We start from the raw sequence: 20,404 nt of genomic DNA, 5'->3' as shown, positions 1-20,404 counted from the left end.
GCACCTCCCACTGTGGACCGACCTATGCCCGTGTCATAAGCGGCGTATCCGACGGGACCGCAACCGTCTGCAGGAGCGATTCGACCAGCTTCTCCGCTGCTTCGGGACGAAGCCGCTGCGCGCTCCGAAGTGCGATCCGGTGAGCAAGCACCGGAATAGCCATTGCCTTCACATCATCGGGCATCACATAATCTCTGCCTTTCAATGCCGCATAAACCTGACTGGCCCTCAGCAGCGCCTGACTGCCCCGCGGACTGACGCCAAGCGCCGAATCCGCATGTGTTCTGGTTGCTTCGACAATGGCCATCATATAGCGGAGCATGTCCTCGCTTACCCGAACAGACGTATAGGCATTTTGTGCTTCCTGAATATCGGCCGTGCTTGCAATCGGTTTCAACAGCTCAAGCGGATTGCCCGACATGAACCGTTTCATGATATCGATCCCTTCCTCCGAGGACGGATATCCCATTTTGACCTTGAACAGAAAACGGTCCAGCTGAGCCTCGGGCAGCGGAAATGTCCCCTGCTGCTCGATTGGATTTTGTGTGGCGATGACGAGAAAAGGACGCTCCAGCACATGGGTCGTCCCGTCAATGCTCACCTGGCGCTCTTCCATACATTCCAGCAGGCTCGACTGCGTCCGCGGCGTTGCCCGGTTGATTTCATCAGCCAGCACGATATTGGTGAACAAGGGGCCTGGCCTGAATTCAAACTCGGAAAGCTTCTGATTATAGAAATGGATCCCGCTCAAATCGGAGGGCAGTAAATCCGGCGTGAACTGGATCCGTTTGAACGAGCAGTCAATGGATTTGGCAAGCGCTTTCGCGAGCAGCGTTTTACCGGTGCCGGGCACGTCCTCGAGAAGGACATGTCCGGATGCAATGATGGCGATCAGCATTTTGTCAATAATCTCTTCTTTGCCGATAATAACCTGGCTGACGTTGGCGCGGATACGGTCTGCTAGTTGGTGGATGGCTTCAATACTCATAGTCGAAGGTGCTCCTCTCTTCTTTTACAAAGGTGGTATGCTGCTATTATGCCACATTACAGATCCTTACAGAGGCAAATTTTTCTCTCCCTGGATGGGACTGCCTCCGGAATTGACCAATGTATGGCTCTCTTTCCGTTTGGTTCTGTATTGAACAAGCGCAAACAGGATCAACAGGACCAGGCAGAAAATGATATACGTAATGGTCAGCCATTTGATATCCGTGCCGGGCATCAATATCGTAGAGCTGATTATACCAAACAGCCATATATGGGATAAATTCCCTAATAGCGAAGACCAAATATAAGAAACAGAGCCTATTCTTGAAACAGAGGACATAAACGATATCAGGTTATTAGGCATGATCGGCAGCGTCCGCAAAAAAATAATCGCCCAGATTCCATAACGCTGAAAGGAATTCTGCCACTTCTCATAACGCTGTATCCGCTTCGACAGCTTGCGGTCCACCCATCCGGAAACGAAATAACGGAACAAATAAAAAATCACAACGGATGCAAATGTTCCTGTCAGCCAGCTCATGACCAGCCCCGCTTCCAATCCAAGCGCGGAAATATAAAGCAAAATAAGCGTTGTAAAAGGAAAAAAACCAAGCAGCCCCTGAATGACAGCCAGCGGTAACGTAACGAGCAGGATACCATAGCCATCCAGTGACGTGACCTCAAGCAACCAGTCAATTCCATCCGAAATATACTCTCCCATAAACCGATCGCCCCCTTTAAAAAAAACATGCTCAGAACCATGAAACCCATGTTCATAAATCTGACTGATTCCGCAGCTCCGTATCCGCAAGTACTTTCTTCACTATAACACATTCCCGCTCCTTCGTTCATGCCGATCGGACTAAAGTCCTTCCGGGAATAAGATGCAAAGAGTATCGTGAATAACGGCGGAGCCTAATTCTTCCCATAATCTAACTGAAAGAGGCATGCCAGAATTACTTGCACTCTCAATCAAATTAAAGAAGAGGGGCTTCGCCCAAATGGGTGTCTGCGCCCTCTTCATCCATAGGCTTTAACCGGTGATCAACAGCTTGTCAGTTCCCTTCATATAGGGTCGAAGCGCTTCAGGGATGACTATGGTACCGTCCTCCTGCTGATGATTTTCAAGGAGTGGAATCAATATTCTCGGGCTGGCCACCATCGTATTGTTGAGCGTGTAGGCAAACTGCGGATTGCCCTGTTCATCCCGGTACCGGATGCGCGAGCGTCTGGCCTGAAAATCAAGCAGCAGCGATGCAGAATGCGTCTCGCCATAGCCGTTCCGGCTGGGCATCCAGGTCTCGATGTCAAATTGCTTGTAGTTTTTCTGCGACAGGTCCCCGGTGCAGACGGCGACCACGCGGTAGGGAAGGGCAAGCAGCCGGAGCAGCTTCTCCGCATGCGACGTGATGAGACGCAGCATCTGCTCGGCGAGTTCAAGCTCGGCGCGGCAGATGACCACCTGCTCCACCTTGGCAAATTGATGCACGCGATATAGACCATGCACATCGCGCCCGGCCGATCCCACTTCCTTGCGGAAGCAGGGGCTGCAGGCCGCAAGCAGCCTTGGTACGGCAAGGTCAAGCACTTCCCCGCTGAACAGCGAAATAAGCGGCACCTCCCCCGTTCCCGCCAGCCATTTGTCCTCTCCATCGATGCTGTAGGTCTGATCCCGGTTTCCGGGGAAAAATCCCGACGAGACCAAGGTATCCTCTTTCACCATCACAGGGACGTCGAACAGCTCAAACCCCTCTTCCTGCAAGAGATCAAGCGCCAGTTGCTGAACGGCCCGATGAAGCAGCAGCCCGGCGTTTTTGAGCACCACCTGACGCGCGCCGCCGACCTTCACCCCACGCTCCGAATCGATCATTTGATGCAGATGGCCAAGCTCGACATGACTCAATGGCGTAAAAGGAAACACCGGTATCTCGCCTGTCCGGCGCACTTCCACATTATCTTGATCGCTAAGGCCGACAGGCGTTTCCGGTGATACAAAATTAGGCACATCCAGCATAAGCCGTTCGTATTCGGCATCGATGATCCGCAGCTGCGCCTCTCCTTCCTTCAGCCGCTGAAGCAGCGCTGCGACGGCAATCTTCTGAGCTTCAGCGTCCGCTATCCGGTTATCCTTCAGCAGCCTCGGCACCTCCTTGGAGCGGGCGTTCCGCTCTGCGCGGAGCCCCTCCATCTCCGTTATCAGCTTTCTTCTTGCTTCATCTGCTTCCAGCAATTTCCCAACATCCAGCTTGATCCCTTTCAGCTTCGCCGTCTCCTGCACCTTCCGGGCCTGTTCCCGGATCGTGCGAATGTCCAACATGGGCAGCACATCCTCTCGCAAAATATAAATAAACGCGCCCCTCCATCCCACATATGGGACGAGGAGCGCGCTCGCGGTGCCACCCAAATTAGCCGGCGCCTGATGCACACGACTCTCTTGATCCGCAGGTAACGGTGCGGTCTCCGGACTACTTTAGGACGCTTGCAGCAACAATGCCGCACAGATTCCGTTCGCAGCGCCTCCGAGTTGGATTCTCTTCATTGGCCTGATCTACGTATACGGTTATTGTTTGCCATTATAACAAAGCAGTCAATGCAATTGCAACAGCGCGCTTGTTTTTCCGCGTATTCCACAGCTGCACACCTTGTGGTTGCGAAGCTTACTCGTATTTTTTCAGAGCAATAACCGCATTATGTCCGCCGAATCCGAAGGAGTTGGACAATCCGATCGTCAGGTTTGCCTCGCGTGCCGTTTGTGAAACATAGTCCAGATCGCATTCCGGATCCTGCTGCTCGAGGTTAATCGTAGGCGGGATAATATTCTCCTGCAGGCTCTTGATCAAGGCTATCGCCTCGACTCCGCCTGCTGCCCCCAGCATATGGCCCACCATCGATTTATTCGCCGTAACCGGTATACGGTAAGCGTCCTCTCCGAATAACTTCTTAATGGCCTTCGTCTCCGAAAGGTCCCCAAGCTCTGTGCTCGTCGCATGAGCGCTGATTACATCCACCTCGCCCGGAGCGATGCCCGCATCCTGCAGCGCTATTCTCATGGCCCGGTAAGCACCCAGCCCCTCGGGATGCGTAGCTACCATGTGGTAAGCGTCGGAGCTTGCGCCATAACCGATGACCTCCGCATAGATACGCGCCTCTCTGCGGAGGGCATGGGAGAGCGATTCCATGATCACGATCCCTGCACCCTCCGCCATAACGAAGCCGTCACGGCCCGAGTCGAAGGGTCTGCTTGCCCGGACCGGCTCATCATTGCGCGTCGATACGGCTGTAGCATTGCCGAAGCTCGCGAGCGAAATATCGGTTATTGCCGCTTCCGCTCCACCGGCTATGACGATATCGGCTCCTCCTGTACGGATGAGACGCGCTGCCTCGCCTATTGCCGTATTTCCCACCGAGCATGCCGTAACGGGGCAAAGCGTCGGACCGACTGCGCCAAATTTGATGCTGATCATCGCCGCTGCCATATTGGCAATCATCATCGGCACCAAGGTTGGGCTGACCCGTTCGGGTCCGCGGCCCTGAAGGACATGATCCTGATCAAGCAGCGTCTGGATTCCGCCAATGCCTGAGCCGACATAGACGCCCATCCGCTCCAGATCGACCGCATCCAGCTTGATGCCGGCATCCTCAACAGCCTGCTCCGCCGCCGCTAACGCAAATTGGCAAAAGCGGTCCATACGGCGCGCCTCTTTGCGCCCGAACCTGCCATCCGCATCAAAATCACGGACCAGTCCGGCGATTTTGGATTTATGTCTGCTCACATCGAATGTATCGATAAGCGTAATGCCCGATTGCCCCTGCTTCATCCGTCCCCAAAAGGTGTTGACATCGTTTCCGAGCGGCGATATTAATCCCATTCCGGTTATGACTACTTGTTCCATTTCCATTTCGGACACCTCTTTCTGGCATTGACTTCCTGCTAGCTTGTATATTGTCACAAACTTTATCCTATTACAAGTTGCTCTTTATTATAGTATAATCACTACCAGTATAAACTGATATTTAAAATGGAGGCTGCCATGAACCGGCAAGCAAGACTTGAAGCCTTATCGGCTTTCCTAAAAACGCAGCGAGCCAAAATTCTTCCCCAGTCTGTCGGGCTTCCCGTCGGAACACGCCGGAGAACGCCAGGCCTCAGGCGGGAGGAGGTCGCCCAGCTCGCAGGCGTCAGCCCTACCTGGTATACCTGGCTGGAGCAGGGGCGTGACATTACCGTATCTGCTTCCGTTCTGGATTGTGTGGCAGCCGCTCTGCAGCTCACCGTCGATGAGCAAAAATATTTGTACGCTCTGGCCCTGGACGCAAGTCCAAGCTTCAGCGTGATGAAAGAAGAACGGCCGGAGATCAGCCCTTCCTTGACCCGGATTTTGCAGGAGCTGCGCAGCTGCCCCTCCATTATTTCCGACAGACGCTGCCAGATTGTTGGCTGGAATGAAGCGGCTTCGCATGTTTTTCTGGATTTTGAGAAAATTCCGTTCGATAAGCGGAATATGATTCAGCTTTTATTTGCGAGAAAGGAATTCCGGAGGCTTGCCGTCAACTGGGAGCATTTTGTCAGCGGCTTTCTGGCCATCTTTCGGGCCTATTACGGCCAGTATGTCGAGGATGAGTGGTACGAGCGGTTTCTTGCCGGGATGAAAGAGCTGCATCCTGACTTCGAACGTTTATGGGCGCAAAGCCAGGTGAGCTCAGCGCCTGAGGTACTGATTGAATTCAGGCATGCCAAGGCGGGAAAAATGCTGTTTCATCTGACCTCCCTGCAGGTGCACGGAAGCTCCGATTTGCGCTGCAGCATTTATACTCCTGTTCCCGAGTCGAATACGGAGCTGAAGCTGCAGCGGCTGATGGAAGCCAAGCCGTCAATGACCTGACCCGGAATAGGATAATTCATTGAATCTCCTTGGGTACATGGCTGCATCGCAAATAATGACAATGATCCGCACCAGCGGCAGGAAGCATGATCTCCATTCAAACGAACGTTGCAGCTGCTGTATACAAAAAGCCCCCGCCGCTCTTCCGATGAATGTCTCCATCAGAATATGCGCCGGGGGCGTTTATACCGTAACATGCCGGATGCTCCTACGCACCTGTCTGCACCGCCAGCGACTGCTGCATATCGAACTGGGTGGTATAGAGCTTGCGGTATAAACCGCCGGCCGCAATCAATTCCTCGTGCGTGCCCTGCTCCGATATGGTTCCATTCTGCACGACCAGAATGAGATCGGCATCCCGGATCGTCGACAGCCGGTGAGCGATAATGAAGGCGGTTCTTCCTTCCAGCACGGTCTGCAGGGCAGCCTGAATGTGCTGCTCGGTTTCTGTATCGACGCTGGAGGTCGCTTCATCCAGGATGAGAATACGCGGGTCGGACAGCAGGACGCGGCCGAATGCCAGCAGCTGGCGCTGGCCGACCGACAGCTTGGAGCCCCGCTCCTCGACCTGCGTTTGATAGCCATCCGCGAACTGCGAGACGAAACGGTCAATGCGCACATTTTCCGCGGCTCTGCGCAGCGCTTCATCGGAAGCGTCCTCATTGCCGTAGCGCAAATTTTCCTCAATCGTACCGGAGAAAATAAATGAATCCTGCAGCACAATGCCCATCTGTCTGCGCAATGAATCCAGCGTAACGCCCTTCACATCCTCGCCATCGATGAGAATCCGGCCCTCTGTCGTATCGTAAAACCGCATCAGCAGATTCACAATTGTACTTTTCCCAGCGCCTGTAGGACCAACCAGCGCAACCCGCTGGCCCGGTTTAATCCGCAAATTGACATCGCGAAGCACCTGAGGCTTGTCGTCCCCATAGCGGAACCCCACATTCTCGAAAACGACCTCGCCGCGGATCGGTTTCATCGGCTTCGCGTTCGTCCGATCCGCTACCTCGGGGTCCGTATCCAATATCTCGAAGATCCGCTCAGCCGATGCCATCGCGGAGAGCACCTGGCTGTATACCTTGGACAATGCGCTGAGAGGCCCCCAGAAGCGCCACAAGTAATTGATGAAAGCCATCAGAAACCCGAGCGTCAGCGCATCGTTCATCACCTCTCTGGCGCCAAACCAGATGACGATGCAGGTACCGATCATGCCGATCATCTCAACAGACGGCCATACGGTGGATTCCAGCGTTATCGCACGCATGAAGGCCTGCTTGTTGTTGCTGTTGAGCTTGTCGAAACGGCGGTTGTTCTCCTTCTGCCTGGAGAAAGCCTGGATGACGCGGATCCCTTGAATGGTCTCGTTGAGATTGCCGTTTATGGCCGACATCGTCTTGCGCGAGCGCGACCAGGAGCCTTCGATTTTCGGCTGCAGAACGACGATAATCAGATACAATAGCGGCATTGTGATAAAAGAAAGCAAAGCCAGCTTCCAGTCCATCCACAGCAGGATGGCGACGATGCCGATCAAATGCGTAAACTCCATTACCATCGTGATTAGACCGCCGTTAATCAGCTCGCCAATGGCATTCGTGTCATTGGTAATCCGGGACATGATCTTGCCTGCCGGCCGGCCGTCGAAGAAACGGAAGGAGAGCGTCTGCAGATGATTAAACAGCTGCTGGCGCAAATCGAACAGTATGCGCTGCCCCGTAAAGTTAATCATGCGCGTATCCAAATACCCGAACAGCCAGCCCAGCAACCGGATTCCCAGCAGGACCCCTCCGATCCAATAAATAATCGTGAAGTCCTTCTTCAGAATTCCTTCATCGATCAGATATCCAAGCAGAAGCGGCTCTGCCAAGCTGAGTGCCATATTAACCAGCACGATCAGGACAACAACGCTCAAAATTCTTTTGTAGGGCAGCAAATATTTGATTAACCGCTTCATGTACTGACGATTAAAGGGCTTTTCCTCCAGCTCGTCCGAATCCCATTCCACCTGACTCATGCGCTCACCCCAAACAATAAATAATGGCATTAATTATTAATATCATAAAATATAAATAGCCGTGTAAATGCTGCAGCGTTAAGCCCGCCTTCAGAATTATGAGCTAACGGAAGCCACTTCCTGCATTTCGAACAACCCGCGGAAAAACCCGCCCCGTTCATACAATTCCTTATGGGTGCCCTGCTCCACAATCCGCCCCTTATCCAGCACGATGATGCGGTCGGCCCGCTTCACCGAAGACAGCCGCTGGGCAATAATAAAGGTGGTGCGTCCCTTCATCACTTCGAGCAGCGCCTCATGGATTGCCGACTCCGTTGCGGTATCGACACTGGCTGTCGCTTCATCCAGCACCAGGATCGGAGGGTCCATGAGGATTGCCCGGGCGAGTGCGACCCGCTGGCGCTGACCGCCGGAGAGTCCTACGCCGCGTTCCCCGATCAGAGTGTCATACCCGAACGGCATCGATTCGATAAACTCATGAATCTGCGCTTTGCGCGCCGCCCATTCAATCTGTTCGCCGGTTGCTTCGGGCAGACCGTAAGCGATATTGTCTCGGATCGAGGCCGAGAACAGGAAGGTCTCCTGCGGCACAATGCCGATTTTGCGGCGCAGCCCGTCAAGCTCATAATCCCGGACATCGATACCGTCGATCAGAAGTCTTCCTCCGCTCACATCGTAGAAGCGCGACATAAGCGCGATCAGGCTGCTTTTACCGGAGCCCGTGGCTCCAAGCACCGCAACCACCTCTCCCTGATTGACGCTGAGCGATATATCGTTTAGCACGCCAGCTTCCTTCTGTGCGTCCTGATCGGCAAAATGGAAGGATACCGCTTCGAATGTCACATTACCCGTTATCCCTTGCGTATCCGCTCCGCCGCCCTTGTTCGTGTCGATTTCGGCAGGGGTATCCAGCACTTCAAAAACACGCGGCGCCGCTTTTATCGCCTGCTGCATCACGTTGATCTGCCAGCCCAGCATATTAAGCGGCCAGATGATCCCCCAGGTGTACCATTGAAAAGCCATAAAGGTGCCAAGGGTCATTTTATCGTTGGCCATATAGAGCGCGCCGACGACAATCATAAGCAGGAATGTCACCCCGCCGTAAAAGCCCATGAGCGGAAACGCTTTGGCCTCCAGCTTTGCACGTTCCATATTCGTCTCGAAATTCTGATCGTTCCGCGATTCGAATTTGTTTTTCTCCGTATTCTCGCGGGCGAAGGCCTTCACTACCCGGATTCCGGAGATATTTTCCTGCAGAGTCGTGGTAAGCCGTCCCATCTGCTCGCGGATTTGTCCCCAGGCCGGACCGACTTTCTTGTTGAACCGCAGCAGGGAGAGCACCAGCAGCGGAATGGCCGCCATACTGATCAGCGTAACCTGCCACTGCATCGCCATCATGAAAATAATCGTTCCGATGAACGTGAGCAGTCCGCCGAACATCATCATGGAGCCGAAGCCAATGAAATTCTTGACCGCTTCGATGTCTCCGGTCATTCGCGACATAATCTGTCCCGTCTGGGCTTTGTCGTAATAGCTGAACGATAATTTTTGCAGATGCGTGTACAGCTCCTTCCTGAGCATAAACACCACGTTTTGCCCGACAAGCTCCTGAGAGCGGCCCTGTACAAAGCTGCCCACGCTCTTGACCACCTGGATTCCGGCAAGGGCCAGAGTCAGCATCAGGATCAGATTCACATTTCGTTTGTCGATGCCCTTATCGAAAATTTCCCTGAGCAGCCAAGGCGCCACAAGATCGATAAAGGTAGCTAAAATCATGAGCGAAATTGACAATACAATCCATTTGGTACTGGGCCGCAAATACTTCGTCAATCTAAGCCATATTTTCATTTGTCCCTCTCCCCGGGCGCTAGCAGTTACCCGCCCCAGACCATAATAAATTCATCAATCCAATGACGATCTCACATCCCCTGTCATGTTCCGGGCGATAAAAAAGAGACTTCAAGCCATAGTGGCTCAAAGTCTCTTTGTAAGCGCCAGTCAATTGTTACGCAGGAGCTGCAAGCTCAGGCTGCGTGTGACAGGGCATGCAAAAAGGAGGGCCGATGGATCGAGTTTCCTATCCAGTTAAGCTGCTGGTTAAACATTAGGAATTTCATAGCCATCACCCTCCTTTCGTCGTTTACCTATTAATGGAACAACCAAATCTTATCATCTCTTCCAGCTGCTGCGCAAGAGGCTATTGCAAAATAAATTTTATATATCCCGGTGCGTTTCCCAGTCTTCCGCTGAGATTCCCTCTTCCACCGCAAACTCGTAATCCTCGATATCATACATTTGAACAGGCACCTCGGCTTCGATCAGCCGGTCCTGGAATTCGAACTGATCGGATAACAGCGGCACATTGAGCTTGAGTGAAGTAAGCAGCAGCTCCGTCTCGATAGGGTCAAACATCTCTCCGTAGTGCGCATTATCCACTGCATATACGACCGTAAACTGAATCATATCATTTAGAAGAAGCGGAGAGCTCTCACGCCAGGGCATCTGCAGGGAACGCTCGATTTTTTTGCGGTTGAAGGGGTCCTCGAAAAACTGGATCAGCTCGCCTATTTTCTCTTTGACATGAGCGTCGTCCTGGGGATCGTCCATCACCGGGTCGGTCCCTTCTTTCATTTCGTAGAGCTCCATGATGGTCGAATAAGGCAGGACAAAATCGACCGGCTTGCTGGGTACAAGCAGCTGCCCGTATGTGGCAACCATTACGGCTTCTATTACAAAGCGCCGTCGCATTCTATCACCTCTTCTGCACTTGTCTTCGGTAACTAATTCAGCTTATTATACAACATTCGGCCGCCTGTACACAGAGCTAATTGCCTGTTCGTACCCCGGAATACGAAGTAATCGTGAACATCCCCCTCCCGGAGGCTGTATCCAGCCTCAACCTGTGCTAAAATGATGCTATCATTCGCAAAAAGGCACCGATTGTTCGTGTTTTGCGATTCACAGGGAGGCTCAACCGACTTTTATGAATGAAGAACAAGTGATTATTATCGGCGCAGGCCCATGCGGTCTCGCCGCTGCCATAGAGCTGCAGTCGATCGGGCTTGCGCCGCTTATTATCGAGAAAAGAAATGTCGTCCACTCCATTACGCAATATCCGATAAACATGCATTTCTTCAGCTCGCCGGAGCTGCTGGAAATCGCCGATATCCCCTTTACGACAGCCAATGAGAAGCCTTCACGTCTGGAGGCGCTCAATTATTACCGCAATGTCTCTTTGCGCCGGCAGGTGCGGATCCATGCTTATGAAACGGTGAAAGCCGTTGCTGCGCTGGAGAGTGGAGGCTTCGAGCTTCATACGATGGACCGCTATGGTGAAACGATTGTTTACCGGGCCGGCACCGTTATTGTAGCCACCGGCTACTTTGATCATCCCAATCGTCTGGGCATTCCCGGTGAGGAAATGGATAAGGTCAGTCATTTCTTCCACGAGTCCCATCCCTATACCGGCATGCGGGTCGCCATTATCGGGGGCAGCAACTCTGCCATAGACGCTGCGCTGGAGCTAGAAAGAGTCGGAGCACAGGTGACCGTCGTATACCGCGGAGCTTCATATTCGCCCAGCATCAAGCCATGGGTCAGACCCTCCTTTGAGAGCCTTGTCAACAAGGAACGGATTGGCATGCGCTTCTCCTCCCGCATCATTGAGGTCGGACAGCGTACGGTCACCATAGAAGGGCCTCCAGAAACTCCGCTGGAGTATCTGCCCAATGACTTCGTGCTGGCGATGACCGGCTTTCATCCCGACAGGGCCTTTCTGAGCTCCATTGGCGTCACCATTGAGCCTGAAGGTTATCCCACCTTTAACGACAGCACCATGGAGACCAATATCCCCGGAGTTTACCTGGCCGGAGTTGTCGCATCGCGCCGGGAGGCCAATGAAATATTCATCGAAACCGGCCGCTTCCACGGCCGCAAAATCGCCGCTCATCTGATGGAGCTTGGACAAAGCTGAAGTTCCTCCGCACTGCCGCTTGATCGATAAAAAAGCTCACGTTGCAAGGAGAGTGTCTCCAAGTAACGGTGAGCTTTTTCAGCTTCAAATAAACCCATGTACGATCCCGATGGTCCCGGCTCGACTTCACTTACATTTCCTCGCGATCCGATCCGGCAAAGGTGATGAGGGTATCGATTTTTTGCAGGCGCAAATATTCATTGTTCAACAGGTCGGTCCGGAAATAGGCAAACATATAGACGGCTTCCATAAAGGTCAAGGCGGGGTATACGGCTATATTCTGGTTGGAATACGGATTATCCAGCAGCACCTGCCATTCCCCTTCGCGTCTGGCTTTGCCGATTGAAGCCAGCACCTGCCTTTTGGTCCGGATGATGCCCTCGAACTCTTTCCAGATGTACACCCAGGAAGGGCTCATGCGGCCCGGCTCCGGAAGGGCGGCCTTGGCATATTGAAGCAGCTCCGCGGCGCGTTCGCCATCTTCATCTCGAAATTCCCGCAAATAGGCACGGAAATCATCCAGAAAACGTCTGACCGCAGTGAATCCTCCGCCAGCCAAATGCTCGCCCAGCCGGGCCGCGTCCCTAAAGCTGTTTAGCCCTATCAACTGCTGAAAATGGACATGGTCCGCCGCATTCAAGGCCATGCGCATCCTCCTTTCTAATCTTTATCCTTGAGAACAAATATCAACCCGTCACGATCCAATATCAGCCTGCGCTGACCGTCATTGTTCAGCTTGACGTTGAAAATCTTCAACCGCTCCTCCTTGATTTCAAGCCGGTCCCAGTCCCGCACATCCTCATACCCGGCATCCTGGAGGCCCTGCTGCATCTGCTCCTCCGCAGTCTCTTCATTCTCCCACCACAGCGCGCCGTAGTAATCAAAGTGGTACACGTTGCGCAGCTTGCCGCAGGCGATCTCCCCCGTATGCCGGTGCCGAAGCACGATTGGCATTGCTTGCTCCCCCTCTCCCCTGACCTGTCAGAACCTGTGCGGCATAGCCGGACACTGCTGTTTTCTTCTACGCTGGAAACACAACAAACAGGACGCAAGCAGCTTCTTCTGGCTGCGCCCTGCTTGCCGAACCGCAAATCCCCGCAAATTAATTCATGGGATTAATCCTTATAGATACGCATTTTCGTGTTTGGCTTTCAGCCGCATCCAGCGCCGCTCGACCTCGTCCTCGAACGATTTGAGGGCATCGGCATACTCCGGTCTCGTCAAATGCTTCGTCTTGCCCATGTTTTTGAGCCAGTCGCCAAGCGGAATCCGTTTCCCCTTGTCCTCGGGATTATAGGTGATTGTCGTAATGCCTTCCTCGATATCGTACAGCGGGAAGAAGCAGGAATTCACCGCTTCATCGATCAGCGTCTGCCCGATTTTCTCCTCCGACAGCCAGTTGAGCGGACAAGTAATAAGAATCTTGCCGTAGACAAGGCCGACATTCTGGGCATAATACTGCGCTTTGGCCGCTTTTCTCAGCAGATCCTGAGGAACGGATTCCGAGCCGGTGAACACATAAGGGATGTTCGTTGCAGCCATAATTTGCGCCGTATCCTTATGGTGGAACAGCTTGCCGCCCTGATGCTTGCCTACGTTGGACGTGGACGTGCGGTGACCCAGCGGCGTTGAATACGACAGCTGAGCGCCCGTATTCATGTAGCCCTCATTGTCGTATTCCAGAATAATCATCTTGTGATTGCGCAGCGCGCTGCCGATTGCCGGCCCCATTCCAATGTCCATGCCACCATCGCCGGTAATCATAACGAAAGTAAAATCATCCTGCAGTCCGTAGCTGTCCAGCTCGCCTCTGCGTTTGCGCTCCCAGAACATCTCGACCACGCCGGAAAGCGTAGCCGCTCCGTTCTGGAACAGATTGTGGATATACGTGGCTTTATGCGATGAATACGGGAAGCCTGTCGTTACTACCATCGCACAGCCGGTTTGGTAAAGCGCTACGATATCGCCCTCTATCCCTTTGAAGAACAGCTCAAGCCCGGAGAAGATTCCGCAGCCCGGACATGCGCCGTGGCCGGGAGCAAGCCGCTTCGGCTTCTTCGTCAGCTGGCGGACCGGCGGAACCTTGACCTTCAGCTTGCCTGTCGCTTCATCGCGGTCAACGGTTATCAGTCCGGTCTTGAGATCCTCATATTTCAGTGGCTCCAGCACCCGTTTCGGCGCATTGTTCGGATCCCCGGGCGTATGCCCGTAATAATCGAAAGGAACAGCCACTTCCTTGGCTGCCGCCGCATCGATAGCAAGCTTGAACATATGGTGGCCGTCTTCCGCATAAAAATCCTTCCCGCCAAGACCGTATATACGGCTGATGACGAGCGTATCGGTCACATGATGCGTGAATAACGCCGCTTTGATTTCGTTCGTCATATTACCGCCATGAGCACCGTAGGAATCGGCCCGGTCGCCGATGGTTACGGCTTTTACGCCGCGCAGCGCTTCGGCGATTTGCTTCGCCGGAAACGGGCGGATCATATTGGGGGCAACCGATCCCGCTTTGATCCCCTGGGCACGCAGCTGATCGACCACATCCTTGATAATTTCCGATGCGGAATTCATCAGGAATACCGCTACCTCCGCGTCCTCCATCCGGTACTGGTCGAGAATCGGGTAGTCGCGTCCGGTAAGTACCGCATATTCCTGCCTGATTCTGTCGAATACATCAGCCGCGTTGTACATCGCCACAGACTGCTGATAGCAGTTATTGATATAATCCGGTTCATTCATGTATGGACCGACTGTAATGGGATTGTTGCGGTCGAGCACCTGATTGTAGCCCTCAGGCGGCTTCTCACCTACGAAAGCATGAACATCGGCGCGGTGGGTGAAGGTTTGGACGCGGCGCTTCTGATGCGACGTGAAATAACCGTCGGACGCGACGAGCACGGGCAGGCGCACCTGCGAGTCCTCGGCGAGCTTCAGCGCCATGATATTCATATCGTAGACCGCCTGCGGGTCGCGGCACATCAGGATCGGCCAGCCCGTATTGAGGGCAAAATACAAATCCGAATGGTCGCCATGGATATCAAGCGGACCGGAAACCGACCGGCAGACGAGATTCATGACCATCGGGAACCGGGTTCCGGATTGAACCGGCATCTGCTCGAGCATATACAGATAACCGTTGGAGCTTGTCGCGTTGAACACGCGGCCTCCGGCAGCCGACGCGCCGTAACAGATGCCGGCGGAGCCGTGCTCGCCGTCCGCGGGAATAAGCTTGATATCATGCTGTCCGTTCGCTTTCATCAAGTCGAGAAATTGCGCAACCTCCGTCGAAGGCGAAATCGGGAAATAGCCCATCACATGATAATTGATCTGATGTGCGGCATATGCCGCCATTTCGTTGCCGGACTCGTAAACCATACGCTGCTCGACAGTTCCCTGGCTGACCTCTTTATTGATTTCAATAGCCATTGTTTCTCTCCTTTCTTGCGCTTAAGCGTGAACCATTCAATTCGCCCAATTGAAGCGGTGCGGCACCCGGTTCTGCTCCCCGTAACCATCCGTCTCCCTTGCGGAAGCAAGCGCTTCCGTTGGACAAGCCACAACACATTTCAGACAGCCCTTGCAGTATTGATAGTCAATGCCCTGCAGGAACATTTGCGGACGCCCTTTCTTGTCCGGCAGCTCATCCCAGACGAAGCAAAAGTCCGGACAAGCCGTGTCGCAGGCAGCGCAATGAATGCATTTTTCTTCATCAAAATGCGGCATCATGCCCTCACGGGAGATGCTTAAGTCCTTCAGCACGCTGTTGCCGGGATTGGTGATCATTCCCCCGAGCGGCTGCGTCAAATAACCAAGCGCCGGAATGTCCCAGCGGGTCGGCTCCGGCATGGCTGTTCCTTCCGGCAGCGCGAAGGTATGGAATTGCACCTCGTCGTACCCTCTCTGGAAGGTGCGGAGCGCAGGTTCCACTGCCTGCGGGTATTTCTTCTCCAGCGACTTGCGGATGATGCCCTTCATATGTTCGAAATCAAGAAAGTCGCAGAGACGGAACAATCCGCCAAGCATTCCCATATTTACCCGATTATTCTCTTCGAGCGAAATCCCCGTCGCATCGACAACTGCAATCGTTCCCCCGAGCAGCTTCAATTTTTCCTTGAGCTCCTCCGGTGTCTTGTTTGAGTTGACAAGTACTACACTGTCTTCATAGACGCCGCTGACAACATTGACAGTTTTGGACAAATTCTCATGAAAAATGCCCACAATATGAGGTCGTTCTACGGGTGTTGTGTCCCTGATGTTCGTGCTCAGATCGCAAAATCGAATATGCGCCTTGACCGGAGAACCTTTTTTCTCAGAGCCGTAAGAAGAAAAACTGACCCCATTGAAACCGCTTCCAACAACACCCGCTTCCGCCAGCATCTTTCCTGCCAGGTTTGCGCCCAATCCACCAATTGATTCAAGCCGAATTTCGAAGAAACCGAGATCGTTTTGCTTAGGCAGAATTGTCAATTCTCTCACTTCCCTCCTAATTATCTGAAAATATTATAAATTCCCAATAATCAGTATATCACTAGAGGTTATGGACGAATAGTGTCTTTTCACAAAATAGTCACATTAAATGGATTCGGTCTTCCAAGCTTTGTGTACGCATTCTCCAGGGTGCGTGGACTTACGGCGCAGCAGAACGGCAGGGCAGAATATGGGCCATATCTATCTATATGGCAGCAGCCAGGTTGTTCATTCGCAAAAGATGCCCTTCGCGAATAAGAAACCAGGCTGCTTGGTGAAAATTTTATCGAACCTGCTGCTGAAGACACTCCGCGAACAAGCGGTCAAGCTTGTCTTGGCGGCGGTCGATCCACTCGCAAACAAAAGCGGCACGGGCTATTTGCCGCTCCCAAATCTCGGGAGAATCAAGACCTTCGGCATAACGCCCGGCAAAATGAAGATACACATCCATCATTCTCAGCTTGATCAGCTCTGGCAGAGCTTCAAGCTCCAGCTCGGATAACCGCACGGCCGAGCCGAAGCCGCGGCAAAACAGCCGCATTCTCTCCATTGCCAGGTCTTCCGAGTCATCCGGAAAATCAGCCAGCACAACGGCCAGCTCCATTGCGGCAGCATCTTTTGTGCAAAATTCAAAGTCAAGCAGTCCCGTAATCGATTCATTACGGGCCAATGCATTTGTAAAGCCGATATCGCCGTGAATCCACTGCTGCGGCAGCCCGGAGAACAAAGGCCTCATCTCCCTCAAGCGCCGTCTGAGCCCGGCCAGCGTTTCCAGTTCTCCGGCAAAGCCTCTCAGAACAGGCGAGCGCTCCGCCAGGACAATTATATTTTCATCCGTCAGCGCACCGTGGGTTTCTTCAAATTCGTAATACGGTTTATACAGCGGCCTCTCCGCGATTGCCGATTGCCTGAGAGCCAGAATGAGCAATCCGGCTGCACGCCCAAGCTCTTCCACATGGTGGTTGTTATGAACAGTGGGACGCTCGCCCTCAATATAATGATAAAGGGCTCCCAGCTTGCCGTCCTCTGTCATGGTCACGGTCTCAAGACGCTCATTCGGCACCGGCCGCGGCACAAGATACGGCAGCTCTGCCGATTGCAGCTCATGAAGCACATGATGCTCCAGCCGCACAATATCGGGATCGCGGTGATTATCATAGATCCGCATGACATATTTGTGCGCTCCCGCATATACCATGCGGGTTGTGTTATTCATTCCGCTTTCTTCCAGAACGGCACGCCAGGGCGCCGGAAATTTATATTGATCAAGAAGTTCCGCAATTGCAGCTTCGTGCTCCTTACCCATTTACCGTGAATCCTCCGTTCAATCCTGAGCAGCTTCGAGTACTGCCAGCCTGCTGCCAATCGTTTCCCGCCAGCTGCCTGACAATTCCTCCAGCGCCAGCAGCCTTCTCATTCCGGCTGCATCCTTCTTGTCTAAATACATGATCCGGTTCGCTTCCGCAACGGTGACCCCGGCGGGATGGCGGCTTGTCAAGACCAGCTCGTCGCCTGCGGCAACAATACCCTCCTGCAGCACGCGAAAGTAAAAGCCGGAATAGCCTGTCTGCTGCACCTGAAGCGGCAGCTTCGGCAGCCCATGCTTGATCCCAAGCTTGAAGCAGGGCTGGCGCGGCTGGCTGACCTGAACGGCCGCCTCCCCTACGCGGACAACATCGCCAATGCATATCGACTGCTCCGTTATCCGGGACACCGTGAAGTTTTCGCCAAATGCCCCTGCCTCGGCATCTTTGCCCCATTCCGAAGCCCAATAGGGATAATGCACGCTGGAATAGACGCAGACCGCCTTATCCTCACCCCCATGATTGATGAGGTCCGCCTGGCCGTCTCCGTCCAGTCCGGTTTTGGCGAGATAAAGAGGACTGCCTGAAGGCTTCTTGAAAATCCCGGTCTCGACTTCCCTCGATCCGTGCAGCACAGCAACCGGCAGTGCAATGTTAAGCGACAAAAGCTGGCCTATCACAGACATGGTATCCCTCCATCTATCTAACTTTGTATACAAAATTATAAGATGAAGGAGAACCGGAAGGCAATCCCGTTTGATTCATGGCATTAATAATTAACTATGCTAATAACAACAATTTCCTTTCAATTAACAGCAACCTAGGACAATATGACCAGGTGTCGAATGCGATCTCATTGTGTTGTTTTGTGCGCTTCCCCGGGAAATGAAGATTCATTTCCGGGAAATTATTGCTGCGGGAATTTTCTTTCTATTCGGATTATTTCCTCTATTGTTCTCCGGTTAAACCGGTAATGTCCTTTTGCATGGACAGCCGCCAAGCTATGGGATCTCCGGTGGGCAGCCTCCACGCCTGCGATCAGAAGCGCCGCACCGGCGAGCAGCAGGATCAGAACAAAGCCATGCATATAATATAAAGCAATGCCCGCTGACGAGATCAGCCATATTACGGAGACCCTGTCGAGGAAGAGGCCGAGCCGGCCGGGCTGCCATGATTGATGAAGGGCTTGCGATTTGCTCCAGCGCTTGGCGTGTAATTTGAGAGCGATTGGGATGGCATAAGACAGGTGCAGGGCAATGAGGCTCGAGCCGACAAGCTGAATAAGCGTTTCATTTCCCAATGAAGCACCCTCTGTCAGGCCAATCCCAAGAGAGAGTCCGAGTACCGCTGCTGCGACGGCAATAACAGCTGCCACAGGGGAGCGGAAACGCTCGGAGATTTCAGCCAGCTTCCTGCCCCATGGAAGCGGAGCGCCGTCACGGGACATTGCGAACAAGCTGCGCACGGAAGCCGTCATCGAGCCCAGCCCACTCCCCCATCCGGCAAGTGCGATGGCAAGGACCACGATCGTATTTAGAGCCCATCCCCAGTTTCCGGCCAGCATAGTCACCACCCAGTGCCCCAACCCGTTATAGTCCGGGAAATCGGAGGTCCCGCCGGGGTACTGGAGCAGCATCATCGAAAATAATACAAAACCGAATATAAACGTATAGACGACCGACAAAAATATCGCCCAAGGCACGCTGGCCCGCGGATCATGGGTCTCTTCGGCAGTCTGGGCCGCAGAGTCGGCACCCAGAAACAACCGCTGCAGCAGCAGCATGCCCAGTACAAGAACAGGCTCATGACCGGATACAGCCGCTGCCTCGGAAGGCGCGACAGGCAGGAATCCATAGAGCATCTCAAGCGGATAAACGCTCGGCCAGGCAAGGGCAACCAGTCCCGCCAGAACAGCCAGCACACAAAGCACCTGCAGCCAGGCAGCCGCTCTGAATATACCGCTGAGCGCTCGGACTCCCCCCAGCCCCGCAATGGCTTGCGAGAGGATCAGGAGAATCAATATCCCGCAAATCAACGCTGTGGAAGCCTCATAACCGAATCTCGCCTCAACCATCCGGCTTATCCATTGGGCGCATATCACATTCATGGTGACCGTCATAAGCAAGTTGCCCGCCAAATGCAGCCAGCCCGCAGCAAGACCAAGCCGTTTGCCGCCCGCCGCTTTCGCCCAGTGATAACAGCCTCCGGCTGTGGGGACTTTCGATGCGAAGAAAGCCATCGAGCATGCCGTTGCGATACCAAACAGAGCGAGGATCGGATAGCCGAAACCGACCACTGCCGGTCCGCCGGCCGCAACAGCAGGACCAAGCAGAAAAATAGCCCCCCCGATAACGGAAAGCGTGGAGAAGGAAATCCCAAATACCGCAAATCCGCTCAAGCGCCGCGTTAATTGCTGGGCATAGCCGATTTGGTTAAGCTCATGCTTATCCTGCATAAAACGGACATAACCGGTTTGGCGGTTAAAGGCCTGATGCAGCGGATCGGACAAGCCTCGCTGCGCCAATATGCCGATAACTAAGGCTGCTCCGCACACAGCGACGAACAACAAAAGCCCGAGAATCATAGGTAACAAAGCTTCACCCCCATACTTGACTGTATGAGGACAGCAATCAAATCAGCACCGCAAAGACCGTTCCTCTCCCTTTGACCCGGCATCCGTGTTCTATAAAACGGTCAACTCAAACAAAAAGAAACCGCTCATGCCGCCTCAGGCGGCAGAGTCAGTTTCTTCGCTCGGAGCTTATAGAAAAAA

General features: G+C 53.5%; 16 protein-coding genes. 2 read left to right on the top strand and 14 right to left on the bottom strand.

Annotation, left to right across the window (positions count from 1 at the left end):
* Positions 1–22: 22 nt before the first annotated feature.
* From AC0YOB_RS26510 to fabF, 4 genes are all read right to left on the bottom strand, one after another.
* Positions 23–988: an AAA family ATPase gene (locus AC0YOB_RS26510; protein WP_475795307.1), complete on the bottom strand. Its 966-nt coding sequence runs from the start codon at positions 986–988 to the stop codon at positions 23–25.
* Between the two features lie 66 nt (positions 989–1,054).
* Positions 1,055–1,708, bottom strand: coding sequence for a TVP38/TMEM64 family protein (locus AC0YOB_RS26505; protein ID WP_475795306.1), 654 nt, complete (start codon positions 1,706–1,708; stop codon positions 1,055–1,057).
* 312 nt (positions 1,709–2,020) lie between these two features.
* Positions 2,021–3,304: a serine--tRNA ligase gene (gene serS, locus AC0YOB_RS26500; protein WP_475795305.1), complete on the bottom strand. Its 1,284-nt coding sequence runs from the start codon at positions 3,302–3,304 to the stop codon at positions 2,021–2,023.
* Between the two features lie 340 nt (positions 3,305–3,644).
* Positions 3,645–4,880, bottom strand: a complete 1,236-nt coding sequence (fabF, locus tag AC0YOB_RS26495; protein WP_475795345.1) for a beta-ketoacyl-ACP synthase II — start codon at positions 4,878–4,880, stop codon at positions 3,645–3,647.
* A 138-nt stretch (positions 4,881–5,018) separates the two neighbouring features.
* Here fabF and AC0YOB_RS26490 point away from each other — a divergent pair, with 138 nt between their 5' ends.
* Positions 5,019–5,870, top strand: a complete 852-nt coding sequence (locus AC0YOB_RS26490; RefSeq protein WP_475795304.1) for a helix-turn-helix transcriptional regulator — start codon at positions 5,019–5,021, stop codon at positions 5,868–5,870.
* A gap of 208 nt (positions 5,871–6,078) precedes the next feature.
* Here the strand turns inward: AC0YOB_RS26490 and AC0YOB_RS26485 are convergent, their stop codons facing one another.
* The 3 genes from AC0YOB_RS26485 to AC0YOB_RS26475 all read right to left on the bottom strand — a co-directional run bounded on the left by AC0YOB_RS26485 (position 6,079) and on the right by AC0YOB_RS26475 (position 10,632).
* Complete coding sequence (locus tag AC0YOB_RS26485; protein ID WP_475795303.1) at positions 6,079–7,884, bottom strand: ABC transporter ATP-binding protein; 1,806 nt, start codon at positions 7,882–7,884, stop codon at positions 6,079–6,081.
* A gap of 96 nt (positions 7,885–7,980) precedes the next feature.
* Positions 7,981–9,732 carry an ABC transporter ATP-binding protein gene (locus tag AC0YOB_RS26480; RefSeq protein WP_475795302.1) on the bottom strand — a complete coding sequence of 584 codons (1,752 nt, stop codon included), beginning with the start codon at positions 9,730–9,732 and terminating at the stop codon, positions 7,981–7,983.
* Between the two features lie 366 nt (positions 9,733–10,098).
* Positions 10,099–10,632 (bottom strand): ADP-heptose synthase, encoded by a 534-nt coding sequence (locus AC0YOB_RS26475; protein ID WP_475770545.1) that lies wholly within the window; start codon positions 10,630–10,632, stop codon positions 10,099–10,101.
* A 235-nt stretch (positions 10,633–10,867) separates the two neighbouring features.
* Here AC0YOB_RS26475 and AC0YOB_RS26470 point away from each other — a divergent pair, with 235 nt between their 5' ends.
* Complete coding sequence (locus tag AC0YOB_RS26470; protein ID WP_475795301.1) at positions 10,868–11,857, top strand: YpdA family putative bacillithiol disulfide reductase; 990 nt, start codon at positions 10,868–10,870, stop codon at positions 11,855–11,857.
* A gap of 130 nt (positions 11,858–11,987) precedes the next feature.
* On the opposite strand, the gene AC0YOB_RS26465 is transcribed toward AC0YOB_RS26470, so the two are convergent.
* The 7 genes from AC0YOB_RS26465 to AC0YOB_RS26435 all read right to left on the bottom strand — a co-directional run bounded on the left by AC0YOB_RS26465 (position 11,988) and on the right by AC0YOB_RS26435 (position 20,215).
* Positions 11,988–12,503 (bottom strand): hypothetical protein, encoded by a 516-nt coding sequence (locus AC0YOB_RS26465; RefSeq protein ID WP_475795300.1) that lies wholly within the window; start codon positions 12,501–12,503, stop codon positions 11,988–11,990.
* A gap of 14 nt (positions 12,504–12,517) precedes the next feature.
* Entirely contained in the window at positions 12,518–12,811 is a 294-nt protein-coding gene (locus tag AC0YOB_RS26460; RefSeq protein ID WP_475795299.1) for a hypothetical protein, read from the bottom strand.
* A gap of 168 nt (positions 12,812–12,979) precedes the next feature.
* Positions 12,980–15,286 carry a thiamine pyrophosphate-dependent enzyme gene (locus AC0YOB_RS26455; RefSeq protein ID WP_475795298.1) on the bottom strand — a complete coding sequence of 769 codons (2,307 nt, stop codon included), beginning with the start codon at positions 15,284–15,286 and terminating at the stop codon, positions 12,980–12,982.
* A 36-nt stretch (positions 15,287–15,322) separates the two neighbouring features.
* On the bottom strand, positions 15,323–16,327 hold the full coding sequence (locus AC0YOB_RS26450; RefSeq protein ID WP_475770657.1) for a 2-oxoacid:acceptor oxidoreductase family protein: 1,005 nt from the start codon (positions 16,325–16,327) through the stop codon (positions 15,323–15,325).
* A gap of 283 nt (positions 16,328–16,610) precedes the next feature.
* Positions 16,611–17,633, bottom strand: a complete 1,023-nt coding sequence (locus AC0YOB_RS26445) for a phosphotransferase (RefSeq protein WP_475795297.1) — start codon at positions 17,631–17,633, stop codon at positions 16,611–16,613.
* A gap of 18 nt (positions 17,634–17,651) precedes the next feature.
* A complete protein-coding gene (locus AC0YOB_RS26440) occupies positions 17,652–18,317 on the bottom strand; it encodes an MOSC domain-containing protein (RefSeq protein WP_475795296.1) in 666 nt (221 codons plus the stop codon).
* Between the two features lie 221 nt (positions 18,318–18,538).
* Positions 18,539–20,215: an amino acid permease gene (locus AC0YOB_RS26435; protein WP_475795344.1), complete on the bottom strand. Its 1,677-nt coding sequence runs from the start codon at positions 20,213–20,215 to the stop codon at positions 18,539–18,541.
* Between the last annotated feature and the right edge of the window lie 189 nt (positions 20,216–20,404).

The sequence above is a fragment of the Paenibacillus sp. JT31N17 genome (genome assembly GCF_056269255.1).
Note: the sequence above shows the minus strand (reverse complement) of the source record. Positions and strands in the feature narration are given on the sequence as shown.